Source organism: Mesorhizobium sp. M0587, from assembly GCF_040320945.1.
GTDB lineage: Bacteria > Pseudomonadota > Alphaproteobacteria > Rhizobiales > Rhizobiaceae > Mesorhizobium.
In genome coordinates this window covers 1-21,442 of record NZ_JAMYQP010000027.1, presented here as the reverse complement: position 1 = coordinate 21,442, position 21,442 = coordinate 1, and the positions used below count along the sequence as shown (strand labels likewise).

Annotated in this window: 22 protein-coding genes and 1 pseudogene; 16 read left to right on the top strand and 7 right to left on the bottom strand. The window is 63.7% G+C overall.

Annotated elements, in window-relative coordinates; genetic code table 11:
- Window positions 1–27 precede the first annotated feature (27 nt).
- The 7 genes from NKI49_RS22305 to NKI49_RS22275 all read left to right on the top strand — a co-directional run bounded on the left by NKI49_RS22305 (window position 28) and on the right by NKI49_RS22275 (window position 5,282).
- Complete coding sequence (locus NKI49_RS22305; RefSeq protein WP_352604180.1) at window positions 28–228, top strand: hypothetical protein; 201 nt, start codon at window positions 28–30, stop codon at window positions 226–228.
- 107 nt (window positions 229–335) lie between these two features.
- Window positions 336–590: a GlsB/YeaQ/YmgE family stress response membrane protein gene (locus tag NKI49_RS22300; protein ID WP_352604178.1), complete on the top strand. Its 255-nt coding sequence runs from the start codon at window positions 336–338 to the stop codon at window positions 588–590.
- Between the two features lie 25 nt (window positions 591–615).
- On the top strand, window positions 616–762 hold the full coding sequence (locus NKI49_RS22295) for a hypothetical protein (RefSeq protein WP_352604176.1): 147 nt from the start codon (window positions 616–618) through the stop codon (window positions 760–762).
- Window positions 763–815: 53 nt separating this feature from the next.
- Window positions 816–977: an SGNH hydrolase domain-containing protein gene (locus NKI49_RS22290; RefSeq protein WP_352604302.1), complete on the top strand. Its 162-nt coding sequence runs from the start codon at window positions 816–818 to the stop codon at window positions 975–977.
- Between the two features lie 195 nt (window positions 978–1,172).
- A complete protein-coding gene (locus tag NKI49_RS22285; RefSeq protein ID WP_352604174.1) occupies window positions 1,173–2,132 on the top strand; it encodes a hypothetical protein in 960 nt (319 codons plus the stop codon).
- Between the two features lie 70 nt (window positions 2,133–2,202).
- A complete protein-coding gene (locus NKI49_RS22280) occupies window positions 2,203–4,479 on the top strand; it encodes a transglycosylase domain-containing protein (RefSeq protein ID WP_352604172.1) in 2,277 nt (758 codons plus the stop codon).
- A gap of 50 nt (window positions 4,480–4,529) precedes the next feature.
- Window positions 4,530–5,282, top strand: a complete 753-nt coding sequence (locus tag NKI49_RS22275) for an SDR family NAD(P)-dependent oxidoreductase (RefSeq protein ID WP_352604170.1) — start codon at window positions 4,530–4,532, stop codon at window positions 5,280–5,282.
- A 207-nt stretch (window positions 5,283–5,489) separates the two neighbouring features.
- Here NKI49_RS22275 and NKI49_RS22270 read toward each other — a convergent pair whose 3' ends face one another.
- On the bottom strand, window positions 5,490–6,410 hold the full coding sequence (locus NKI49_RS22270) for a zinc-binding dehydrogenase (RefSeq protein ID WP_352604168.1): 921 nt from the start codon (window positions 6,408–6,410) through the stop codon (window positions 5,490–5,492).
- Between the two features lie 249 nt (window positions 6,411–6,659).
- Between NKI49_RS22270 and NKI49_RS22265 the strand changes: the two genes are divergently transcribed.
- The gene (locus NKI49_RS22265) at window positions 6,660–7,430 is read left to right on the top strand and encodes an AraC family transcriptional regulator (RefSeq protein WP_352604166.1); all 771 of its coding nucleotides are present in this window, start codon (window positions 6,660–6,662) and stop codon (window positions 7,428–7,430) included.
- Window positions 7,431–7,518: 88 nt separating this feature from the next.
- Here the strand turns inward: NKI49_RS22265 and NKI49_RS22260 are convergent.
- Together NKI49_RS22260 and NKI49_RS22255 are read right to left on the bottom strand one after the other, a co-directional pair.
- Window positions 7,519–7,956 (bottom strand): annotated as a pseudogene (locus tag NKI49_RS22260) (NAD-binding protein); the annotation flags it as partial.
- A 374-nt stretch (window positions 7,957–8,330) separates the two neighbouring features.
- Window positions 8,331–8,780, bottom strand: coding sequence for a baeRF12 domain-containing protein (locus tag NKI49_RS22255; protein ID WP_352604164.1), 450 nt, complete (start codon window positions 8,778–8,780; stop codon window positions 8,331–8,333).
- Window positions 8,781–9,197: 417 nt separating this feature from the next.
- Between NKI49_RS22255 and cysG the strand changes: the two genes are divergently transcribed.
- The 6 genes from cysG (at window position 9,198) to NKI49_RS22225 (ending at window position 14,925) form a co-directional block, all read left to right on the top strand.
- On the top strand, window positions 9,198–10,649 hold the full coding sequence (gene cysG / locus NKI49_RS22250; RefSeq protein ID WP_352604162.1) for a siroheme synthase CysG: 1,452 nt from the start codon (window positions 9,198–9,200) through the stop codon (window positions 10,647–10,649).
- Complete coding sequence (locus NKI49_RS22245; RefSeq protein WP_352604160.1) at window positions 10,646–10,939, top strand: DUF2849 domain-containing protein; 294 nt, start codon at window positions 10,646–10,648, stop codon at window positions 10,937–10,939. The genes cysG and NKI49_RS22245 overlap by 4 nt, the downstream gene beginning before the upstream one ends.
- 42 nt (window positions 10,940–10,981) lie before the next feature.
- On the top strand, window positions 10,982–12,652 hold the full coding sequence (locus NKI49_RS22240) for a nitrite/sulfite reductase (protein ID WP_352604158.1): 1,671 nt from the start codon (window positions 10,982–10,984) through the stop codon (window positions 12,650–12,652).
- The gene (locus NKI49_RS22235; RefSeq protein WP_352604156.1) at window positions 12,627–13,391 is read left to right on the top strand and encodes a phosphoadenylyl-sulfate reductase; all 765 of its coding nucleotides are present in this window, start codon (window positions 12,627–12,629) and stop codon (window positions 13,389–13,391) included. The genes NKI49_RS22240 and NKI49_RS22235 overlap by 26 nt, the downstream gene beginning before the upstream one ends.
- A gap of 159 nt (window positions 13,392–13,550) precedes the next feature.
- Window positions 13,551–14,084, top strand: a complete 534-nt coding sequence (locus NKI49_RS22230; RefSeq protein WP_352604154.1) for a DUF934 domain-containing protein — start codon at window positions 13,551–13,553, stop codon at window positions 14,082–14,084.
- A 220-nt stretch (window positions 14,085–14,304) separates the two neighbouring features.
- Window positions 14,305–14,925, top strand: a complete 621-nt coding sequence (locus tag NKI49_RS22225; protein ID WP_352604152.1) for a DJ-1/PfpI family protein — start codon at window positions 14,305–14,307, stop codon at window positions 14,923–14,925.
- Window positions 14,926–15,064: 139 nt separating this feature from the next.
- Here the strand turns inward: NKI49_RS22225 and NKI49_RS22220 are convergent, their stop codons facing one another.
- Entirely contained in the window at window positions 15,065–16,084 is a 1,020-nt protein-coding gene (locus tag NKI49_RS22220) for a fatty acid desaturase (RefSeq protein ID WP_352604150.1), read from the bottom strand.
- A 117-nt stretch (window positions 16,085–16,201) separates the two neighbouring features.
- Complete coding sequence (locus NKI49_RS22215) at window positions 16,202–16,399, bottom strand: hypothetical protein (RefSeq protein WP_502899552.1); 198 nt, start codon at window positions 16,397–16,399, stop codon at window positions 16,202–16,204.
- A gap of 236 nt (window positions 16,400–16,635) precedes the next feature.
- Here NKI49_RS22215 and grpE point away from each other — a divergent pair, with 236 nt between their 5' ends.
- Entirely contained in the window at window positions 16,636–17,271 is a 636-nt protein-coding gene (gene grpE, locus NKI49_RS22210) for a nucleotide exchange factor GrpE (RefSeq protein WP_352604146.1), read from the top strand.
- A gap of 122 nt (window positions 17,272–17,393) precedes the next feature.
- Window positions 17,394–18,026, top strand: a complete 633-nt coding sequence (locus tag NKI49_RS22205) for a trimeric intracellular cation channel family protein (RefSeq protein ID WP_352604144.1) — start codon at window positions 17,394–17,396, stop codon at window positions 18,024–18,026.
- A gap of 65 nt (window positions 18,027–18,091) precedes the next feature.
- On the opposite strand, the gene olsB is transcribed toward NKI49_RS22205, so the two are convergent.
- A complete protein-coding gene (olsB, locus tag NKI49_RS22200; RefSeq protein ID WP_502899551.1) occupies window positions 18,092–18,979 on the bottom strand; it encodes a l-ornithine N(alpha)-acyltransferase in 888 nt (295 codons plus the stop codon).
- Window positions 18,980–19,150: 171 nt separating this feature from the next.
- Entirely contained in the window at window positions 19,151–21,337 is a 2,187-nt protein-coding gene (locus NKI49_RS22195) for a response regulator (RefSeq protein WP_502908789.1), read from the bottom strand.
- Between the last annotated feature and the right edge of the window lie 105 nt (window positions 21,338–21,442).

Sequence of the window (21,442 nt, the reverse complement as noted above, 5' to 3'; positions counted from 1 at the left end):
AGGCGTCGCGGCTCGAAAGGGGAGGACATGGCGGATAGAAAGCCAATATCGACCGCGCCGACCGACGGCTCCAAGGTCACCGTCACCTGGAAAGACAGCGATGGCGTCATCAACGAATCCATCGCGCAGTATCGCGACGATGGTTGGTGGGTCTATACCGATAGCCACACGCAGAAAAAGGTCGAACCGACCAGCTGGCGGCCCGCCGCAAGCGGCGACGACGACTAGTGATGCTGGCGATGCTGGCAGCTTTCGAATAGCCTCTGGCCGTTGATTGTCGAGGCGATTCGGAGCTTTGCGCTCCGGGCTCGTCTTCTTGCTCGGAGGAAATCGCCATGGGTGCCGAAAGCCTGCTCGTCTTCATCATCATCGGGGCCATCGCCGGCTGGCTCGCCGGTCTCATCGTCTCGGGTTTCGGCTTCGGCCTGATCGGCAACATCATCGTCGGTATCGTCGGTGCCTTCATCGCCGGCTGGCTGTTCCCGCGGATCGGCTTTTCGATCGGCGGCGGCATTATCGCCTCCATCATCCACGCCACGATCGGCGCCATTATCCTGCTGGTGCTGGTGAGAATCCTGAAACGAGCCTGAAGCTCGACAAGGAAAAGAGCGCGCCATGAAACAGAACACGCTCTATCTCGTCATTGGCGCGCTCGTCGTCGTCATCATCGCCCTTGGCGTCTATGTCTACCGCGAGCACAACAGGCCGAAAGGCGTCGAACTCAGGATCGACGACAAGGGCATTTCGATCCAGCAGAATTGAGGCTGCCGTCGAGCGGCAGAGGCAAGTGACGTCTTCGCGCTCGCCGCGGGGCCATTGCCGGGGTCCATGTCGTCGACATGAACGACGCCCTGTGCGGCAGGGAAGCCTGCGCCGCGGTGGTCGGCGACATCATCGTCTGGCGCGACTATCACCATATGACGGCGAGTTACGCGCTGGCGCTGGCGCCCTATCTGGCGAAGGCAGCGGGCCTGTAGCTGTTGAAGCTTGGGGATTCCTGCATTCCGCTTGACCGTCCAGGGTGGCATCAGGCTTAGTCGGCAGCATCGAAGCGGGGTAAAGCAGTCGTCGATGGGGCTGGGGCAGCAGGACAATTCTCGATCCTTACATCGTTCGACCCCCCGGGCGGGTCGCCAATGATCCCAAGGATCGACTTCAAGGCCAGCGACGCCGTGCGGTCCGCGCTATCGGCGATCGGCCGCACCGAGGATCTGCGCTTTTCGCCGGACAATCGATTGCTGGCCATTGCGGCATTCACACGCAAACGCTGCTTGGTCCTGCGCGTGGATGTCGAGACCGGATCGGGCGGTCCAAGCGTGACGATCCATGACTTCATGGAGCTGAGGTCGGATAGTATCGGGCAGGTCCATGGTCTCGATTTCATCGATGATCGCACCCTGGTGATTGCCAATCGCGACGGACAGCTTGCGATCTTCGCACTGCCCTTGGAAAGCATGGCAGGGCGGTGCCACGAAATCGCGGCCCTTCGCCGGATCAGCGGCAAGCCTTTTTGCAAACTCAATTCACCCGGCTCGATCGTGGCCCGCAAGGAGTCGCGCGGCCGAATCGGCCTGCTGGTGTGCAACAACTACACGCATCGGGTCACCAGGCATGTGGCTGTCCGTTGGCTGGGTTACCGGACGACCCGGAACCGGCCATTGCTCAGGAATGGTCTGAACATACCCGACGGCATCGCGCTCAGCCATGACGGCCACTGGATCGCCGTCAGCAGCCATGGCACCAGGGACGTGAAACTTTACCGGACGTCCCCATCGCTTGGGCCCGACAGCGAGCCCACCGGCATTTTGCAGGACGCGAACTACCCGCATGGCCTGCGCTTTAGCGGCGACGGCCGACACTTGCTGGTCGCCGACGCGGGCAGCCCGATGGTACACGTCTATGACCGCGAAAGCGGCTGGGCTGGGTGCCGCGCCCCATCGCGTTCGATCGCTGTGCTCGACGAGAAAACCTTCCTGCGTGGCAGGGCCAGCCCCGAGGAAGGTGGCCCGAAAGGCCTCGACATCGACCGGTCGAACAGCGTCGTGGCGGTGACCTGCGAAGAGCAGGCGCTGGCGTTTTTTGCCCTGGCGTCACTGATCAAGCCCCAGATGGCGGCATTCGGCACGACTTAACGCGCCTTTAAACCGCCGCATCTACTCTTCACCCCGAACGCCATAGGCATCGGGACAGACAGCACAGCGCATGGCGAACCGCAGAGACAGCCGCATCGAACCCAGCTTCGAGGGCGCGCCGCAGGCGCGATCCTCCGCGGGCCTTTCGGTGAGCGAGGAGGACCGCGTCGTGCCAAGCAACCGCAAGACCTCCGCGAAACGCAAGTCGTCGAAGGCGAAATCGTCGCGCGGTGGGCGTAGCAGAAGCCGGCGTGGCCTGTTCGGCGTGCTCGGCCGCCTGTTCTACTGGTGCTTCGTGCTCGCCATCTGGGGCGGCATCGCGGTGGCAGGCACCGTGGTATATTACGGCGCCAAGATGCCGGCGGCGACGACCTGGTCGATCCCCGACCGTGCCCCCAACATCAAGATCGTCTCGGTCGATGGCCAGTTGCTCGCCAATCGCGGCATGAGCGGTGGCGAGGCCGTCGGCCTGCACGAAATGTCGCCCTACATTCCCGAGGCCGTCATCGCCATTGAGGACCGCCGCTTCTATTCGCATTTCGGCATCGATCCGATCGGCCTGTCGCGCGCCATGGTGACCAATGTGATTGGCGGGCATTTCTCGCAGGGCGGTTCGACGCTGACCCAGCAATTGGCGAAGAACCTGTTCCTGACGCCAGACCGCACGTTGGAGCGCAAGGTGCAGGAGGTGCTACTGGCACTGTGGCTGGAACACAAGCACACCAAGGACCAGATACTCGAAATGTACCTCAACCGGGTCTATTTCGGCTCCGGCGCCTATGGCGTGGAGGCGGCTTCGCGGCGCTATTTCGGCAAGAGCGCGCGCGACGTCACCCTGTCGGAAGCAGCACTGCTTGCCGGCCTCTTGAAGGCGCCGTCGCGGCTGTCGCCGGCGCGCGATCCCAAGGCCGCCGAGGAGCGCTCGCAGCTCGTGCTCGCAGCCATGCGCGAGGAAGGCAAGATCAGCGAGAAGGAACAGAGGACCGCGATGAGCGCGCCGGCGACCCGCGCGCCGTCCTACTGGACCGGCTCGGAAAACTACGTCGCCGATACCATCATGGAGGAACTGCCCGACCTGATCGGCGACGTGCGCGGCGATATCGTGATCGACAGCACCGTCGACCTGACGCTGCAAAAGCTCGCCGAACAGTCGATCCGCAGGCTGATCGACGAAAGCGGCAAGAAGCTCAACGTCACCCAGGGGGCGCTGGTTTCGATCGACGATTCGGGCGCGGTGCGCGCCATGGTCGGCGGCTACGACTATTCGACCAGCCAGTTCGATCGCGCGTCCGAGGCACGGCGCCAGCCGGGCTCGGCGTTCAAGCCGTTCGTCTACATGGCGGCGCTTGAGGCCGGCCGCACGCCCGACAGCGTGCGCAATGACGCGCCGATCAAGATCGGCAACTGGACGCCGGACAATTATGGCGGCAAGTATTTCGGCAAAGTGACGCTGGCCACCGCGCTGGCCAAATCGCTGAACTCGGTCGCCGCCCAGCTGACGATGGAAGTCGGGCCCGGCGCCGTGGTCGAGGCCGCACACCGCATGGGCATCCAGTCCGACCTGCAGAGCAATACCTCGATCGCGCTCGGCACATCGGAAGTGACGCCGCTGGAACTGACCTCGGCCTATGTGCCTTTCGCCAATGGCGGCTACAAGCCGGACATCCATTTCATCCGCCGCGTGGCGACCGCCGAGGGCAAGGTGCTCTACGACAGCGGCGGCGGCAGTGCACCACGCGTCGTCAAGCCTGAGATCGTCGGCATGATGAACTCGATGATGACCGGCACCGTCGAGATCGGCACGGCGAAAAAGGCGGCTTTCGCCTGGCCGTCGGCCGGCAAGACCGGTACCAGCCAGAATTCGCGCGATGCCTGGTTCGTCGGCTATACCGCCAACCTCACCACCGGCGTGTGGTTCGGCAACGATGACGGCACGCCGATGAAGAAGGTTACCGGCGGCGCGCTGCCGGCGCAGGCCTGGCACGAATTCATGGTCGCCGCGCATGAGGGCGTGCCGGTGCGGCCGCTGCCCGGTACCTGGAAATCGACGCCCGCCGATACGATCGTGCCCGACGAGATACCTTCGGCCGACAACAATCAGCCGGCGCCGGTTCCCTCCGCCTCGGTTGGCCAGGCGCCGTCCGCGCAGGCGGCTGCACCAGCGATCCGACCGCCTGCGCCGGTCCGTGTTGCGCGGCCCGCCCAGACTGTCGACGCCGACGAGATCAACATGCCCGCGGACGATGGCACCACCGCCTCCGTCAGGCACCCGGTGCCGCCGGGCAGCGTCGGCGGTCCGCTGAAGAAGCGGCAGACCTCGATCCTCGACATCATCGGCGGCGGCTAGCGGCAACTCGCCTCTCGCCAGCGTCACAGCGTTCGGCTACACCACCCGACATGGCTGAACTCGACACCAGAAAAACCATTGTGCTGACCGGCGCCAGCCGCGGCATCGGCCACGCCACGGTCAAGCGGTTTTCACGCGAGGGCTGGCGCGTCATCACCTGTTCGCGCCAGGCTTTTGCCGAGGATTGCCCGTGGCCGGCCGGCCCCGAGGACCACATCAAGGTCGATCTCGCCGATCAGGAAGATGTCGGCATCGCAGTCTCGGAAATTCGCCACCGGCTGGAGGCGCATGGCGGCCAGCTGCATGCGCTGGTCAACAATGCCGGCATCTCGCCCAAGCTCGAGGACGGCAACAGCCGCATGAACTCGATCGACACGCCGATGCATGTCTGGCGCGACGTGTTCCAGGTCAATTTCTTCGCGCCGATCATGCTGGCGCGAGGCCTGTTCAAGGAATTGGCGGCGGCCAAGGGCTCGATCGTCAACGTCACCTCGATCGCTGGCACCCGCGTGCATCCGTTCGCCGGCACGGCCTACGCGACATCGAAGGCCGCCCTCGGCTCGCTGACGCGCGAGATGGCGCATGATTTCGGTCCGCATGGCATCCGCGTCAACGCCATTGCGCCGGGCGAGATCGACACCGCCATCCTGTCGCCGGGCACGGACAAGATCGTCGAGACGATCCCGCTCAGACGCCTCGGCACCACGGCTGAGGTTGCCGACATCATCTTCTTCCTGTGCTCGCAGCAGGCATCCTATGTGACCGGCTCGGAAATCCACATCAATGGCGGCCAGCACGTCTGAGCCTGTGGGATCGGGTTAGGGCGGTTCACTGTTTCACGGAAACGCCGAACCGCTCTATTTCTTTGTTTTTACGCAATTCCCCAGGGAAAGCGCTACGCGCTTTTCCGGGAAAACCGGTTCACGCTTTTCCTGGAACTGCTAGCGATCTCGCGCCGCCGCTTGCTGGCGGCACGAGGCTCTCAACCTCGACGCCAGGCCGAGGATTGCTCATTCGGCTATGGTGAGAACAGCCTTGCCGCTGATACTGCGCTGTCGCAGCGCATCCAGCGCCTGGGCGACATCTGTCCAAGGCGCGGTCAAGGCCACGCGCGTGTCGAGCCGGCCGGCCGCGACCAGAGCGAGCAGCGAGGCGATGTCCGCGCCAATGCCGGAGCCAGACGTGTAGTACGCGAAAGTCTGAAGCCTCGCCCCCTCGTGACCCGGAACGAACTGGCGGAATCCGATGGGCGTGAGTTCGCCACTGCTCGAACCGAACATGACAATGGTGCCGCCAGGCGCGACACGTTCGATCGCGTGCGCGAGGCTTTGGCCACCGACCGATTCGGTGATCAGCGAGAACGGCCCATCGGCCAGCTCGATCGACTCGACAACCTGCTCGGCCCCAAGGCCGCGGAGGTCCTCGCCGTGCCGGGCGGCGGCGACTGCGGTCACCAGCGCGCCCTGCTCGCGGGCGATCTGGATCTGAAAACGCCCGACCGCACCGCTTGCACCGGTGATCAGGACCCGCTTGCCCGCCAAGTCGCCGCCGTGGCGCAAAGTCCTCAGCGCCGTCGTGCCCGCGACCGGAAGCGTGGCGGCGGAAACGAAGCTGACGTTATCGGGTAGAACGGCGAGACGGTCGGTTGAAACCGCAACACGTTCGGCCCAACCGGCCTGGTCGACCAAAGCCGCGACGCGGGCGCCTGCGACTGGCCCGGAGCCGTCGGCGGCTGCGCGTTCGACAACTCCAACGATATCCTGGCCGGGTGTCCAGCCGTTCGGACGTATGGTGAGCAGGCGCAATTCACCGCGGTTCAACGAGGTTGCGCGGACCGAGATGAGCGCTTCGTTCGAGACCGGCTGAGGCTCGGCGAGTTCCGCGAGCCTCAGCCTGGCGGCGCTTTCGGGTGAGATGACTAAGGCGAGCATGGGTCATACCTTCCTGCTGCGTGGTGGACGCCTAGCCATCCGGATGGCTGCTACGCGTCGGTCTTGCTGGTCCGCAGGCGGCCGCTGATCGAAAAACCTTCACCCAGCTCCGCGCGCTCGGACGTGCTCATTCACAAGCGAAGCCTATCGATTTTCCTTCCTGAATAATTTAGATATTAGGGCAATCGATCGCTAAAAACTGTCAATCCATGAAGACAACCCCTTCGCTATCCCTGGCTCAATTTCGATGTGGATGAGCTTTCTGCGCCTGTGATTGCGGTGCGCGTTGACGTCACCGAGACCAGAGCGGAGGTTCCCTCCCATTGGCACCGCAAAGGCCAACTGGTCTTCGCGCTCGGAGGCGGCGTCACATGCCACGTCCCCAGCGGGCTATGGATGGTGCCGCCTCATTGCGGCGTGTGGATCCCCGGCAACATGGAGCACAGCAACGTCGCGACCGCCAACGCCCGGATCTTTTTCGTATACATCGAGCCGGGTGCCGCCGATCTGCCGGACCGGTGCTGCACCCTTTCCATCTCGCCGCTGCTGCGCGAACTGATCATCGAGCTGTCCGATGGCTTGCAGGACGATCCGGCGAGGGATGAGCTTTTGATCAGGGCGCTGCTCACCGAGTTGCCGCGTATGCCTGTCCAGCAGTTGCATCTGCCGATCTCTTCCGAGCCGCGCCTGAAGCGGATCGCCGAAGCGCTGGCGCAAGATCCTGCGGACCGCAGCACACTGGCGGAATGGGCCAGCCGCGTTGCGCTGAGCGAGAGCAGTCTCGCCCGCCTCGTGGCAAGGGAGACGGGGCTGAGCTTCGGTCGTTGGCGCCAGCAATTGCACCTGATCGTCGCAATTCGAGAACTGGCCTCCGGTGCGAGCGTACAGCAGGTCTCTGGCGATCTCGGCTATGGCTCCGTCACGGCCTTCATCACCATGTTCAAGAAGGCGCTTGGCAAGCCGCCGGCGAAATACCTCGACAGCATCACGCAAAGTGGCGGCTCTGCATTCGTAGCGTGAACTGCCCGCCTGCGAGCAGACGTCGAGATCGATACGGCAATCTGTCGCCGGCAGCGGCGATCAGTACACATGATCGTGCAGGATCGGCTCAGGCAGAGGACGGTTCAATCGCCTCTGGCTTGTGGCCGAGCACCTGTTCGACGATGCCATGGGCGATCTCACGCTCGCCCATGATTACCGTGTCGGCGCCGAGCCCCTTGAGGTGCTCCACCTCGGCATCGGAATGGGCGCGGGCGATGACGTTGATGCCGGGATTGGCGGCGCGTGCCCGCAGCACGATCTGGCCGGCCTCGAAGGCATTGGGAATGGCAAGGATCAGCCGCTTCGCCCCTTCGGGATTGGCGGCGGCGAAGACTTCGGCGTTGGCGGCATTGCCGGCTACGGTCTCGACGCCGTCGGCTTTCAGCCTGGCCAATGTCTTGTCGGCATCCTCGATGACGAGAAAGGGCAAGGCGGCTTCTTTCAACGCCGCGCCGACCAGATTGCCGACACGGCCGTAGCCGATCAGGATGGCGTGGTTGGCAAGGCCGGCATCGGCGACGAAGCCCGGCGTGTTCGGGCCGACCAGCACTCCGGCTATGAGATAGCCGACCAGCGGCGGAATGCGGAAGCGGTTGGCGAGGGCGCCGAAGACGAAAGCCAGCCCCAGACCGGCGACGATGGTGGCGATAAGGGGCGTGTCATGCGGCATTGTCTATGGAGCGCCTTTCGAGCCAGCGATGTCGGATGTGCGCCGCCCGAAGCCGTCGCTTTTGCAATATGCTGGACGCGATGTCGTCTGCGCAACCCGCCAAGCCGCAGAATCGACGGTCAACCGCAGACAGACCGGCGGCTGGCGAAGCCGCCGGTCAGACTGAATTGCCTTCGAGCCTCCACTAGCGGCAATCGAAGGGCTTGCGATCAGGCTGCCTGCAGAAGGGCCTCGATGTCAGGTATGGCGTGGTTGGTCAGCGTCTTGGGAATTTCGGCGGCCACCTTGTCCTCGACTTCCTTGTGAAGCTTCTTGCGCATAGTCCCAAGGACCATCGGCGGCGCGACGAGGATGATCTCGTTGAACTCACCGCCATGCGCGAGCTTGTAGAGTTGGTCGGCAATCTCATCGGCGAAGCGCTCCTTGCCGAGCCGGTGCCAGTCCGTGTCCTCGACCGAACTGCGGTGCGGCGATACGCCGTCATTATACCGGCCTGGGCTGTCGCTGCCTTGCTCACGGGTGGGCGGATTGTCCTGCTCCATCTCCCGCACAACCTCGAGGTTCGGAAATTTGCTGTCGCCGACATTCTTGAGGAAGAGTGCTTTTTCACCATCAGCCACCATGATCCAGATACCGTGCTTCAGCTTGATCGTGCTCATGATGGGCTCCCTTTCTTCGCGACAACAGCGCCGTGCCGGCTTTTGGCGGCATTGACTTTCATGCGATGGGGAACGCGCCCCGGGGCGCTAATGTTCCAACCAAAAGCCGCACCGTCCGTTAGCCGGTTCGCCTCGAACGGTACTGCTCGATGAATGCGGCTTTAATCTACTAGTTTGGTAGAATTTAGAAAAAACCGTTTTGCGATATAGTACGCTTGGCGCTAAAAGGAAGGAAATCAGCGGCCTGCGACAGCGGCTCGAATCCGCTTCCTGCACCAATGTGGAATATTTTGCTCCGAGCTGCGATGCTTTCGAAAAAGCGATTGCATCTCTGGAGGCGATGCGCGAGTGCGTTCCTTCTGGTCTCCCGCGCCCGCGCGTAGAACTGCTTGCCTGTACAGGATTCCGTTCGCATTCATGCCGCACTCCACGCCCAAGCTCAATGCTTTCCCCATCTTCATTCGGGTCGACGGCGAAGCTGTGGCCATTGTCGGCGGCGGTGATGAGGCGCTGGCCAAGGCACGCTTGATCGGGCAGTCGAGCGCAACGTTGCGCATCATTGCGGAAAACCCTCGGCCGGAGCTGCTGGCCTTCATCGCCGAGACCGGCGCGAACCTTGTGGCGGCAACCTACGAAGCGGTGCAGCTCGAAGGCACGGTCATGGTGTTTGCCGCCAGCGGCGACGAAGCACTGGACCGGCGCGTGGCCGGGGATGCGCGCCGGCTGGGCATTCCGGTCAATGCCGTCGACCGGCCTGAACTCTGTGATTTCTTCACTCCGGCCCTGGTCAACCGCGCTCCGGTCGCAATCGCCATCGGCACCGAAGGCGCTGGCCCGGTGCTTGCACAAATCCTGCGCAGCCGCATCGACCAGATGCTGTCGCCGTCGCTTGGATCGCTGGCAACGCTCGCCGCCTCGTTGCGTGCCGCCGCCGAGAAGCTGCTCCCGAAGGGCAATGCCCGCCGTCGTTTCTGGAATGAATTCTTCGCCGGCGCTCCGGCCCGCGCGGTCGAGGCCGGCGCGCTGTCGCAGGCGCATGACGCGGCGACCGCCCTTTTGCTGTCGAACCAACCTGCTTCGGGTCACATCGCCCTGGTGGGTGCTGGTCCCGGTGCCGAGGACCTTCTGACGCTGCGCGCGCATCGTCTCATGATGGAAGCCGATGTCATCGTGCATGATGCGCTGGTGCCGGAGGCTGTCATTGCCATGGGCCGCCGCGATGCCGAGCGCCTGCCGGTGGGCAAGCGCAAGGGCTGCCACACCAAGAGCCAGGCCGAGATCAATGCGCTGCTGGTCGAACTCGGCCGCCAAGGCAAGCGCGTGGTGCGGCTGAAGTCTGGCGATCCGCTGGTGTTCGGCCGGGCCGGCGAGGAGATGGCCGCATTGCGCGATGCGGGTATCGCCTATGAGGTGGTTCCTGGCGTCACCGCGGCTTTCGCTGCCGCCGCCGATTTCGAGTTGCCGCTGACCTTGCGCGGTGTTTCCTCGTCGATGGTGTTCACCACCGGCCATGACCTCAAGGGCAATTCATTGCCCGACTGGGCCAAGCTCGCCATTTCCGGCGCCACGGTCGCCGTCTATATGGGCCGCTCGGTCGCTGCCGAGGTCGCCGGCCGGCTGATTGAAGCCGGACTGTCGCCGGATACGGCGGTGGCCGTGGTCGAGAATGCCAGCCTCGTCAATCGCCGCCGTTTTCACGGCACGCTCGCCGACCTGCCGTCGCTGGAAGCGCGCGCCGATCTTTCCGGTCCAGTCATGACCATCATCGGTGACGCGGTCGCCGGCGCCAACTTCGAACGGTCCGAGCCGCTCGCCGCACACCGGAATGAAGGCGCCTCCATGGCTGCCACCGAGGGAGTTCAGCAATGAAGATACTGACCGCCAATCGCCTCGCCGACGGCATCGCCGTCTGGTACGCAGATGGCGGCTGGGCCGAGACCGTGGACCATGCCGACCTTGCGCATGACAAGGCGGCCGAGGATCGCCTGGAGGCGATCGGCGCCAAGGCCTATGCCGCCAATGAGGTGGTCGACGTCAATTTGATCGATGCGGACCTCGTCAATGGCGTGGTCGAGCCGCTGCGGCTGCGTGAGAGGATCCGCGCCGCGGGCCCGACCATCCGCCACGATCTCGGCAAGCAGGCTGCCCAGGCGGCCTAACAAGACACCAGGCACGGGCGGACACGCCCTGAAAGACGAAGCATGTACCGTTACGATGAGTTCGACCACGATTTTGTTCAGGCCCGCGTCGCCGAGTTCAGCGATCAGGTCCAGCGCCGGCTTACCGGCGAGATCACCGAGGACCAGTTCCGGCCGCTGCGGCTGATGAACGGCGTCTATCTCCAGCTGCACGCCTACATGCTGCGCATCGCGGTGCCCTATGGCACGCTGAACGGCAGGCAGTTGCGCATGCTCGGCCATATCGCCCGCAAATACGACAAGGGCTACGGCCACTTCACCACGCGCCAGAACATCCAGTTCAACTGGCCGGCGCTGTCCGACATACCGGCGATCCTGGCTGATCTCGCAAGCGTCGAAATGCACGCCATTCAGACCAGTGGCAATTGCATCCGCAACGTCACCGCCGACCATTTCGCCGGTGCGGCCGCCGACGAGGTCGCCGATCCGCGCCCCTACGCGGAAATCCTGCGCCAGTGGTCGTCGGTACATCCGGAATTTTCGTTCCTGCCGCGCAAGTTCAAGATCGCGGTGACCGGCGCCGAGCGCGACCGCGCCGCCATCCAGACGCATGACATCGGCCTCCATCTGAAGAAGAACGCCGCCGGCGAGCTGGGCTTTGCCGTCTATATCGGCGGCGGTCAGGGCCGCACGCCCATGGTGGCGAGGAAGATCCGCGACTTCCTGCCGGAAACCGACCTTCTGTCCTACTGCACGGCGATCCTGCGCGTTTACAATCTCTACGGCCGTCGCGACAACAAGTACAAGGCGCGCATCAAAATACTCGTCCACGAGACCGGCGTCGAGGAAATCACCCGCCAGGTCGAGGCCGAATGGCAGGAATTGAAAGAGGCCGAGCTGAAGCTGCCGGACGCGGATATCCGTGCCATCGAGGCTTATTTCGCGCCGCCGGCGCTGACCGACCGGCCCGAAGGAGACGCGGCGGTCAAGCTTGCCCGGCTGGATTCCAAGAGCTTCTCCGAATGGCTGGACCAGAACGTGGTGACGCACCGCCATCCCGACTACGCGGCGGTGACCATCTCGCTCAAGGGCATCGGCGAGGTGCCGGGCGATGCCTCGGACAGCCAGATGGAAGCGGTCGCCGATATCGCCGAAAAATATGCTTTCGACGAGCTGCGCGTCAGTCATGAGCAGAACCTGATCCTGCCGCATGTGGCGCGCGCCGACCTCAAGGCGGTCTATGACGCGCTGGTCGGCATCGGGTTGGCAACGGCCAATTCCAACCTGATATCGGACATCATCTCGTGCCCGGGCCTCGACTATTGCGCGCTGGCCACGGCGCGCTCGATCCCGATCGCGCAAGAAATCTCACGCCGCTTCGCCTCATTGGAACGGCAACGCGAGATCGGCGAACTGAAGCTGAAGATATCCGGTTGCATCAACGCCTGCGGCCATCACCATGTCGGTCATATCGGCATCCTCGGTGTCGAGAAGAAGGGCTCCGAACTCTACCAGGTGACACTGGGCGGCTCTGCCGACGAGAACACGTCGGTCGGCGAGATCATCGGCCGCGGCTTCAGCTCTGAAGAAATCACCGACGCAATCGAGCAGATCGTCGAGACATATCTCGGCCTTCGGCTCGACAGCCAAGAAAAATTCATCGACGCCTACCGCCGTGTCGGTCCTGCGCCGTTCAAGGAGGCGCTCTATGCTGGCGAAGCCAAGGCCGCTTGACCATATTGCCGACGTCGATGACGGTGCCGCCGCCAAGGCGGCGGGGCTCGATGCGCTTTATGGTCACCTGAGCGCGCGCGAGATCATAGAACGCTCGGCCAGGGACCTCTTCCACGACGAGATCGCCGCCGTGTCGTCCTTCGGCGCGGATTCGGCGGTTCTGCTGCATATGATTTCGGAGATCGACCGTACACTGCCGGTCATCTTCCTCGACACCGGCAAGCATTTCGAGGAGACGCTGGGCTATCGCGATGCGCTTGTCGCCGATTTCGGACTGACCAACATCCGGGTGATCAAGCCGGAGGAAGCAGCGCTCGAACGGATCGACCCGACAGGCAATCTGCACCAGAGCGACACCGATGCCTGTTGCGGCGTGCGCAAGGTCGAGCCGCTGGCGCGTGGGGTCGCACCTTTCCGCGCATGGTTCACCGGCCGCAAGCGTTTCCAGGCCTCGACCCGGGCCGGGCTTGCGGTGTTCGAGGCGGTCGGCCCGCGCATCCGCATCAATCCGCTGGCGCATTGGACGACATCGGACCAGGCCTACTACATGCGAGCGCACGCCTTGCGCGAGAACCCGCTGGTCGCCTACGGCTATCTGTCGATCGGCTGTTTCCCCTGCACGCAGCCGGTGCAGCCGGGCGAGGACGCGCGCAGCGGCCGCTGGGCAGGGCACGCCAAGACCGAGTGCGGCATTCATCTGTCGGGACTGGAAAAGTCGCTGACCGACGCATCACTTTAGGCTATGCTGATCAGGTGATGCCGGCCTGCAAACGCTGGTTTCCTGCGCTTCCGGTGCTCACGTACCCAACGTACGCTCCGCTCCGGTTCTGGGAACCATCGTCCGACGCGGCCTAACCTGAATCTCAACACTCCCAGGATTTGGGCTTAGGAATTTTTGATGACCGAACCGACGACACCAGAGACCCGCCTCTGGACCCCGAAGGGTTTTCGCGAGGATGAGTGGGCTCATGCCGAAAGCGCTGACGCGCTGTCGGGCAATGGCCGCTTCATTCTGCCGCTGCAGACATTCCTCGATCTTGATCCGCAGATACGCCGGTCCGCCAAGGAGCGCATCGGCGTCATACTGCAGCCCGGCGACCAACTCGAGAAAATCGCGGATTTGCTTGACCAGCTGTCGCTGGTGGCGCTGGCCTTCCCGGCCTTCAGCGACGGCCGCTCCTTTTCGAAGGGCGAGTTGCTGCGCGGCCGCCATCATTTCGAGGGTGCTGTGCGCGCCACCGGGCAGGTGCTGGTCGATCAGTTGCCGCACATGCTGCGTCTCGGCTTCGACGAGTTCGAGATCTCAAATCCGGTGCTGTTGAAGCGTCTGGAAGAGGGCTGCACCGGCGGGCTGGGGGTCTATTACCAACCAGCCGAAGTGCCGGAGCTTAAAGGGCCGAAGTATTCCTGGCGGCGGATGCGCAACAGCTGAGCCGCGACAGTTCAAGATTCCCGACCCGGGTGTCCCGCAACGTTTGGTGAACCAGCCGTTGGCTAATAGCGATCGGAAGACAGCTTCTACCCAAACCAGGGCTTGCTCATTCTGGTCTTACCGATCGTGCAATTCACGCTTTCCCTTTCGCGGTCCTCCCCTTAGGATTAGGCCTATTATTTCGTAATGCGAAATAAATAGCCGCAAGGGAGGAACCGGGATGGCTGGCAAGAAGATATTGATGCTCGTTGGCGAGTTCAGCGAGGAGTATGAGATTTTCGTCTTTGAACAGGCCATGCATGCCGTTGGCCATACCGTGCACGTCGTCTGCCCCGACAAGAACGCGGGTGACGTCCTGAAGACGTCGCTGCACGATTTCGAGGGTCACCAGACCTATACGGAAAAGCCTGGTCACGACTACATCCTCAACAAGACTTTTGCCGAGGTGAAGCCGGCGGAGTACGACGCCGTCTACGCGGCGGGCGGGCGCGGCCCCGAATACATCCGCATCGACAAGCGCGTCCAGGCGCTGGTGCGGCATTTCCACGAGGCCGGCAAGCCGATCTTCACCATCTGCCATGGCGTGCAGATCCTGATCGCGGTCGACGGAGTGGTGCGCGGCAGGGAAGTGGCGGCACTGCATTATTGCGAGCCCGAGGTGACGCTGGCCGGCGGCATCTATATCGACGTGGCTCCCACAGGCGCCCATGTCGACGGCAACCTCGTTTCGGCCAAGGGCTGGCCGGGCCTGTCCAATTTCATCCGCGAATGCCTGAAGGTATTGGGCACCGAAATCCGCCATGGCGAGATATTGATGCGCGATGAGCGCCAGGCGGCCTAAACAGGGAAATCGCCAAGCCGCCGCGCCCATGGCGCGGCAATCCGGCTAGCGGTTCACGGCTCCACGGAAGCGTCGAACCGCTCTGTCTCCGGTTTTACGCCCGGACCGAGATCCGTTGCGCACTTTTCCTGGAATTGCCCTAAATTGCCAGCGCTTCGCGGAACGACACCAGCTTGCGGCGGTTTTCGTCCCACAATGCGAGTTTTACGCAGCGCAGGCTTTCCAGCAGCGTGATGCGGCCGATGCCGCGCAGCTCCGGATAATCCCGCAGCACTTCCTGCAGCCGGTAGCATGGCACCTTGGCGGAGAGATGGTGGACATGGTGGACGCCGATATTGCCGGTGAACCAGTTCAGCAGCGGCGGCAGGTCATAATAGGACGAGCCGTGCAAGGCGGCGTGCTGGAACTCCCATTCGGAATCGTTCGCCCATTGCGTCTCTTCGAACTGATGCTGGACGTAGAACAGCCAGATGCCGGCCGAACCAGCGAGGATGACGATCGGCAGATGGACAACCAGGAACGCGCCCGGACCGACGAACCAGATGAGAACGGCCGCGGAAATGGCAATGGCGAGATTGGTGGTCATTGAAGACACCCAGGGCGTCAGGCCGCCCCGCATCATGCCCAGGGGCAGTCGTTGCTCGAAGATGAACAGCCAGATCGGCCCCAGTCCGAACATCACCAGAGGATGGCGATAAAGACGATAGGCGAGGCGGCCTCGCCATGACATCTGCCGGTATTCGGCTACGGTCAGTGTCCTGATGTCGCCGACGCCGCGCTCGTCCAGATTGCCGGCGCTGGCATGATGCGTCGCATGCGCGCGCCGCCAGCAGTCGTAAGGCGTCAGCGTGAGAACGCCAAGCGCGCGGCCGATCCAGTCGTCGGCATGGCGATTGGCGAAGAAGGAACCATGGCCGCAATCGTGCTGGATCATGAATATCCGCACCAGGAACCCCGCCGCCGGAAGAATGAGGATCAATCCCCACCAGTGGCCATAGGCATAGGCCGCAGAGGAGAGCGCCCAGAGCGTAACGAATGGAATGAGTGTGATGGCAAGTTCGATGGCGCTGCGCCGCCGGTCAGGCTTCTTGTAGCGCGCCAGAACTTTGAGCCATGCGCGCTTGCTGTTGGCCGCCGCCTCGGGGGAAATCATGTTCATCGTAAAACATAGGCGGCGGCGGGCCCGACCGCAAGCCAAGATCACGCAAAGTTACTGTGCGTAATTGTCGCGCGACGGATCGGATGTGAAACCCGGGCTCGGGGACATGATATGTCGCTATTGGCGGCCGACGGCGATGTTGCTTTCCACGCTGTCGAGGCGCTTGAGCTGTTCCCTGAAACGTTCGGGAATCTCGACTTCCGCGCGAAACGCCGGCAGGGTCCGCAGAAAGCGCTTCATCGCTTCGGTGCCGAACTGACGCCTGATCTCGACGGCGAGCCTTTCTCCTTTTTCGCCCTTGTTGCGGCTCATCACTTGGAATCCTGTGTCGGCTGCGAAACTCCTCCGGCAGGCAAATGGTTCCCCGATCACGGGGTCGTGGCAAGCAACGCCGAGGCTATGGTAAAATTTGAATTAAGATCGAAGCAATCGCGCCGTTGCAGCCGCGTTCCGGCCGATGGCCTCCAGCCGTGCTTACCCCTTGATTTTTGGCTGCCGAACCTCGATATCGGGCACAAAATCCACACTATTCGAAATGATGGGAAACGGCGATGAGCGACCAGGCAAAAGACGAACGCGCGCCAGATGAGGTCGAGCCGACCGAGGCCAATGCCGAGCGCACGGAAGGCGGCGTCGACGGCGATTATGAAGCGCTCGTGCGGTTGCTGAAGGAAAACGAGGAATTGAAGGACCGCGCGCTGCGCGTAGCGGCCGAGATGGAAAACCTGCGCCGCCGCACCGCGCGTGACGTGCATGACGCGCGCACCTACGCGGTTGCGAATTTCGCCCGCGACATGCTGTCGGTGTCGGACAATCTGCGCCGAGCGCTCGACGCCATACCGGCCGAGGCCAAAGCATCGGGCGATGCCGGCTTCAAGGCGCTGATCGAAGGCGTCGACCTGACCGAGCGCGCCATGCTGTCGGCCCTGGAGCGGCACGGGGTCAAGAAGCTTACTCCCGAAGGCGAGAAGTTCGATCCCAATTTCCATCAGGCGATGTTCGAAGTACCCAATCCCGACGTGCCGGCCAACACGGTGGTCCAGGTCGTGCAGCCGGGCTATTCGATCGGCGAGCGCGTGCTGCGCCCGGCCATGGTCGGCGTAGCCAAGGGCGGCCCGAAGGTCGCGGCTTCCGAAGCGCCTGTCGAGCCGGGACCGGTCAATGAGCAGGCCGAGAAGGATGCGTAGGTCAAGGGAATAGGCAGTAGGGCAGTAGGGCAGTAGGTAAAACGGGGCCGTATCAATCGTACGACTTCGTGATAATTCTAATCCTATTCCCTATTCCCTATTCCCTATTTCCTTGGCCCGCCATGAACCCGATCGCGCTTCTCGACTATGCCGGCGTTGCCGTCTTCGCCGCGACGGGGGCGCTTGCCGCCTCGCGCAAGCAGATCGACATCATCGGTTTCCTGTTCCTGGCCAGCGTCACCGGAATCGGCGGCGGTACGTTTCGCGATGTCATCCTCAACCTGCCGGTGTTCTGGGTCGCCAACCCCAGCTATGTGCTGATCTGCGCGGCGGTTGCGACGCTGGTCTTCTTCAGCGCGCACCGGGTCGAGTCGCGCCGGAAATTGCTGCTTTGGCTCGACGCTGTCGGTCTGGCTGCGTTTTCGGTGATGGGCGCCGCCAAAGGCCTTGCCATCACCGGTTCGCCGGTCGTTGCGACCATCACCGGCGTGCTCACCGCCACCTTCGGCGGTATCCTGCGCGATCTGCTGGCCGGCGAACCGTCGGTGCTCTTGCGGCCTGAAATCTACGTTACCGCGGCACTCGCCGGTGCGGCCCTGTTCACGCTCGGGGATCTTGCCGGGCTGCCGCCCCTGGCGTCTGGGCTGATCGGCTTTGCCGCGGCCTTCGTGGTGCGCGGCGGCGCGCTCAAATTCGGCTGGGCCTTTCCGTCCTACAAGAGCCGGCCCGGTCGACGGCCGGAAGATATTCCGTGAGAATGAAGGGGAGTAGGGAGTAGCAGTTCGCAGAATTGCGGCGTAGCTCTCGCTATTCGCCAGCATCAGGCAGCGAAGCGCTGCGCCTCTCCGCCATAGTAGTTGACGTAGCGGGCGCCAATTTCCTTGACCGGCATCACCACGAAGACGTCGACCGTCGAGAATTCGCGGTCGACGACGCAGCCGTCGCCGATGCGGGCGCCGACGCGCAGGTAACCCTTGACCAAGGGCGGCATTGCCGCAATCGCTGCCTTGGCATTGACTGCCTCGATCGGCATCAGATCCATCGAGCAGTAGCGCCCCGACACGGCGCGCACGTCCCAGGCCGAGTTGGTCCGGCAATGATGGGCAAGATAGGTGAGCGCCTCGGCATGCGCCGCCGGCACGGTGCCGTGGAAGGAGGCGCAGCCGGTCATCACACCGATTTCGTAATGGTTTATGTAGGCCCAGATGCCTTGCCACAACGCCTCGATGGTGCGCTTGGAGCGGTATTCGGGCAATACGCAGGAGCGGCCGAGTTCGAGAAAGCGCTGGCCTGGGTGGCGGGCGATGAGCTTGGTCAACTCGAATTCGCCTTCGGAATAAAAGCCTCCTGCGGCGGCCGCGATCTCTTGCCGCAGCAGCCGGTAAGTGCCGACGATGCGGCGGTGTTCGGGACCGGAAAGCGAGGTGTCGAAGACGAGCAGATGGTCGCAGTGGGGATCGAACCGGTCGGCATCACGGCGATCCTGCACCGGAAACAGATCTTTCCTGGCGCCCAGTTCGTCGTAGAACACCCGGTAGCGCACTTCCTGCGCGGCCGCGATCTCGGCCTCGTTGCGGGCGAGCCGCACTTCGAGATTGCCTATGCGGCCGAGTGCTGCGCCCTTCATGACGGAATCGACCTTACGTCCGGCGAGCAAGGCGCTGCTGCCGTTCGGCCGAGTGTCACATTCCGGCATAACTGTATGCACGAGTGATTCTCCTTCGAGCCATCCCTCTTGGCACGGGGATACGGTGTAGGTGCAACAGGATTGTGACAGTACCGTGATACGAGGTCGCGGGCAATACTTCGTCGGCTGGCGAATGCCGTCAACCGGCTATGCTACAGAAGGAGCTGTCGCCGCGTGCCGGAGAAAACCGGCTCAGGCGGCGACCTGTCCTTCGACTGCGTTGACCAGGGCGTCGGGGTCGAGCGGCTTGGTGACGAAGCCGCTGGCGCCGTGGGCAAGCACGGCATGGCGGGTCTTTTCCTGGCTGTCTGCCGACAGCACCATGATCGGCACCGGCGGCACGGCTGTTTCCTCCTCATGGCGGCGAATGGCGGCAATGGCGTCCAGCCCGTCCATGACCGGCATGTGCAGGTCCATCAACACCACGTCGAAACGCTGCTTGTGCCCGGCGCCGATGACGGCCTCGACGGCGGCCTTGCCGTTGCCGACCACCTTGACGCGATGCCCCGCTTTCAGGAGCGTGGCGCGGGCAAGCATGGCGTTGATGTCATTGTCCTCGGCTATCAGCACGGACAGGCCCTGTTGGCGGTCGCCGGCGGCGCGAAACGCCGCGGTGCGGCGCTTTTCCGGCTGCGGCTGGGCAGGTGCCGGCGCATGGCTGCTCAGAAGGACACGCAAAAGTGTCCCGCCGCGCACCGGTCGGGCAAGGAAGGTCGCATAACCGTTGGCGCGGAATTCGCCAAGCATGCCGCGATCGGTCGGCGCGATCAGCGTAATCGCCTCGCAATCGGAAAAACCGCTCTGGCGCAGCCGCTTGAGCAGCCTGCCGTCACCGCCTTCCATCGCCGCATCGATCAGAAGCACGTCGCAGCCGTCGGCTAAGGACGCGGCCTGCGCGACCGTGGTGGAGACATCGGCCGCGCCGCCGCTGGCACGAATGGTCATTGCGATGGCGTCGGCCTCGGTGGCGTTCTTGGACAGGATCACCGCGCGCCTGCCGGCAAGCGCGTTCAGCCGGTTCTGTGGCGGCTCGGTGGCCGAAATGGCGGGAATTTCGAAGACGAATTCCGATCCCTGGCCAAGCCGGCTGGAGACCGAAATCGTGCCGCCCATGGCGGCCACCAGGCGCCTGGAGATGGCAAGTCCCAGACCCGCCCCGCCATGGGTGCGCGTCGAGGTGCCGTCGGCCTGCTCGAACTCCTCGAAGATGCGCTCCATGTCCTCGTCGCGCAGGCCAGGGCCGGTATCGGCGATGGTGAAGCAGATGCGATCGGTCGTCTCCGTGCGGGCACGCGCGATGCTGACCAGCACACCACCGCTGTCGGTGAATTTGATGGCGTTGCCGATGAGGTTGAGCAACACCTGCCTGACACGGCCTGGATCGGCCGTGATCATCTGCGGTACGTCAGGCTCGACGTGGCAACCCAGACCAATGTCCTTGGCGAAGGCGCGCGCGGCCAGGAGTTCGACGATGTTGTCGGCGATCTCGCGCACGGACATCGGCTGCGGTTCCGGATCGAAGCGCCCGGCCTCGATCTTGGAATAGTCGAGCAAATCCTCGATCAGGGCGAGCAAGGCGCTGGCCGAGGTCGAGATGGCGCCGACATAGGTCTGCTGCTCCGGCGACAGGCTGGTGTCGGCCAGGAGCCGCGCCATGCCCATGATGCCGTTCATCGGCGTGCGGATTTCATGGCTGACGGTGGCGAGGAAACGCGATTTGGCCTGGCTGGCGTATTCGGCCCGCTCGCGGGCGGTGATCAGCGAGGATTCGGCCCGCTTGCGGGCGGTGATGTCGCGGGCGATGGCGCGATGCGAGGCGGCACCGCTGTCCTTGTCGCGCACCGACAGCTCGATCCAGGAGAACCAGCGTGGGCCGCTCGGCGTGCGGATGGCGACGTCGGTCGAGCTCAGGCACTCATGATCGGAAAAAGCGGCATCGGGAACGATGCCGACCTCGATGCCGAATTCGGCCAGTGTTTTGCCGGCAAGGTCGCGCTGATCTGTTTCGACGAGATCGGCGAACACCTTGTTGGCATAGACGATGTAGCCGTCGCGGTCTCGATGGATGACGAGATCGCCAAGCGCGTCGATGAGACCGCGAAAGCGTTCCTCGCTTTCCTGCATTTCCCACATGCGATCGGCCAGCGTCTCGATTTCGGCACGGCTTTTGGCGCTGGTTTCGTCATGCAGCGCCGCGCTGCGGTTTTGGCCCTGTCTGGCGCGCAGATGCATGGCAAGGCCGGCGATGCCGGTTGCCAGCAATGCGAGGCTGATGAAGACCGGGGCCCCGGTCAGATGCGTCAGGCCCGCCAGCACGACGATGGCAATGAAGGTCAGGAAAGGCAGGCCTTCGCGCCCGGTCAATTGCGGCTCCGGCACCAGCGGCGGGGGGGGGGGCCCAGCGCCCCCCGCCGGGCGGGGGGCGGGGGGGGGGGGGGGAGGCGCGGGGCGAGGTTGGTTGGGGGGTCGAGGGGGAGTGGAAGA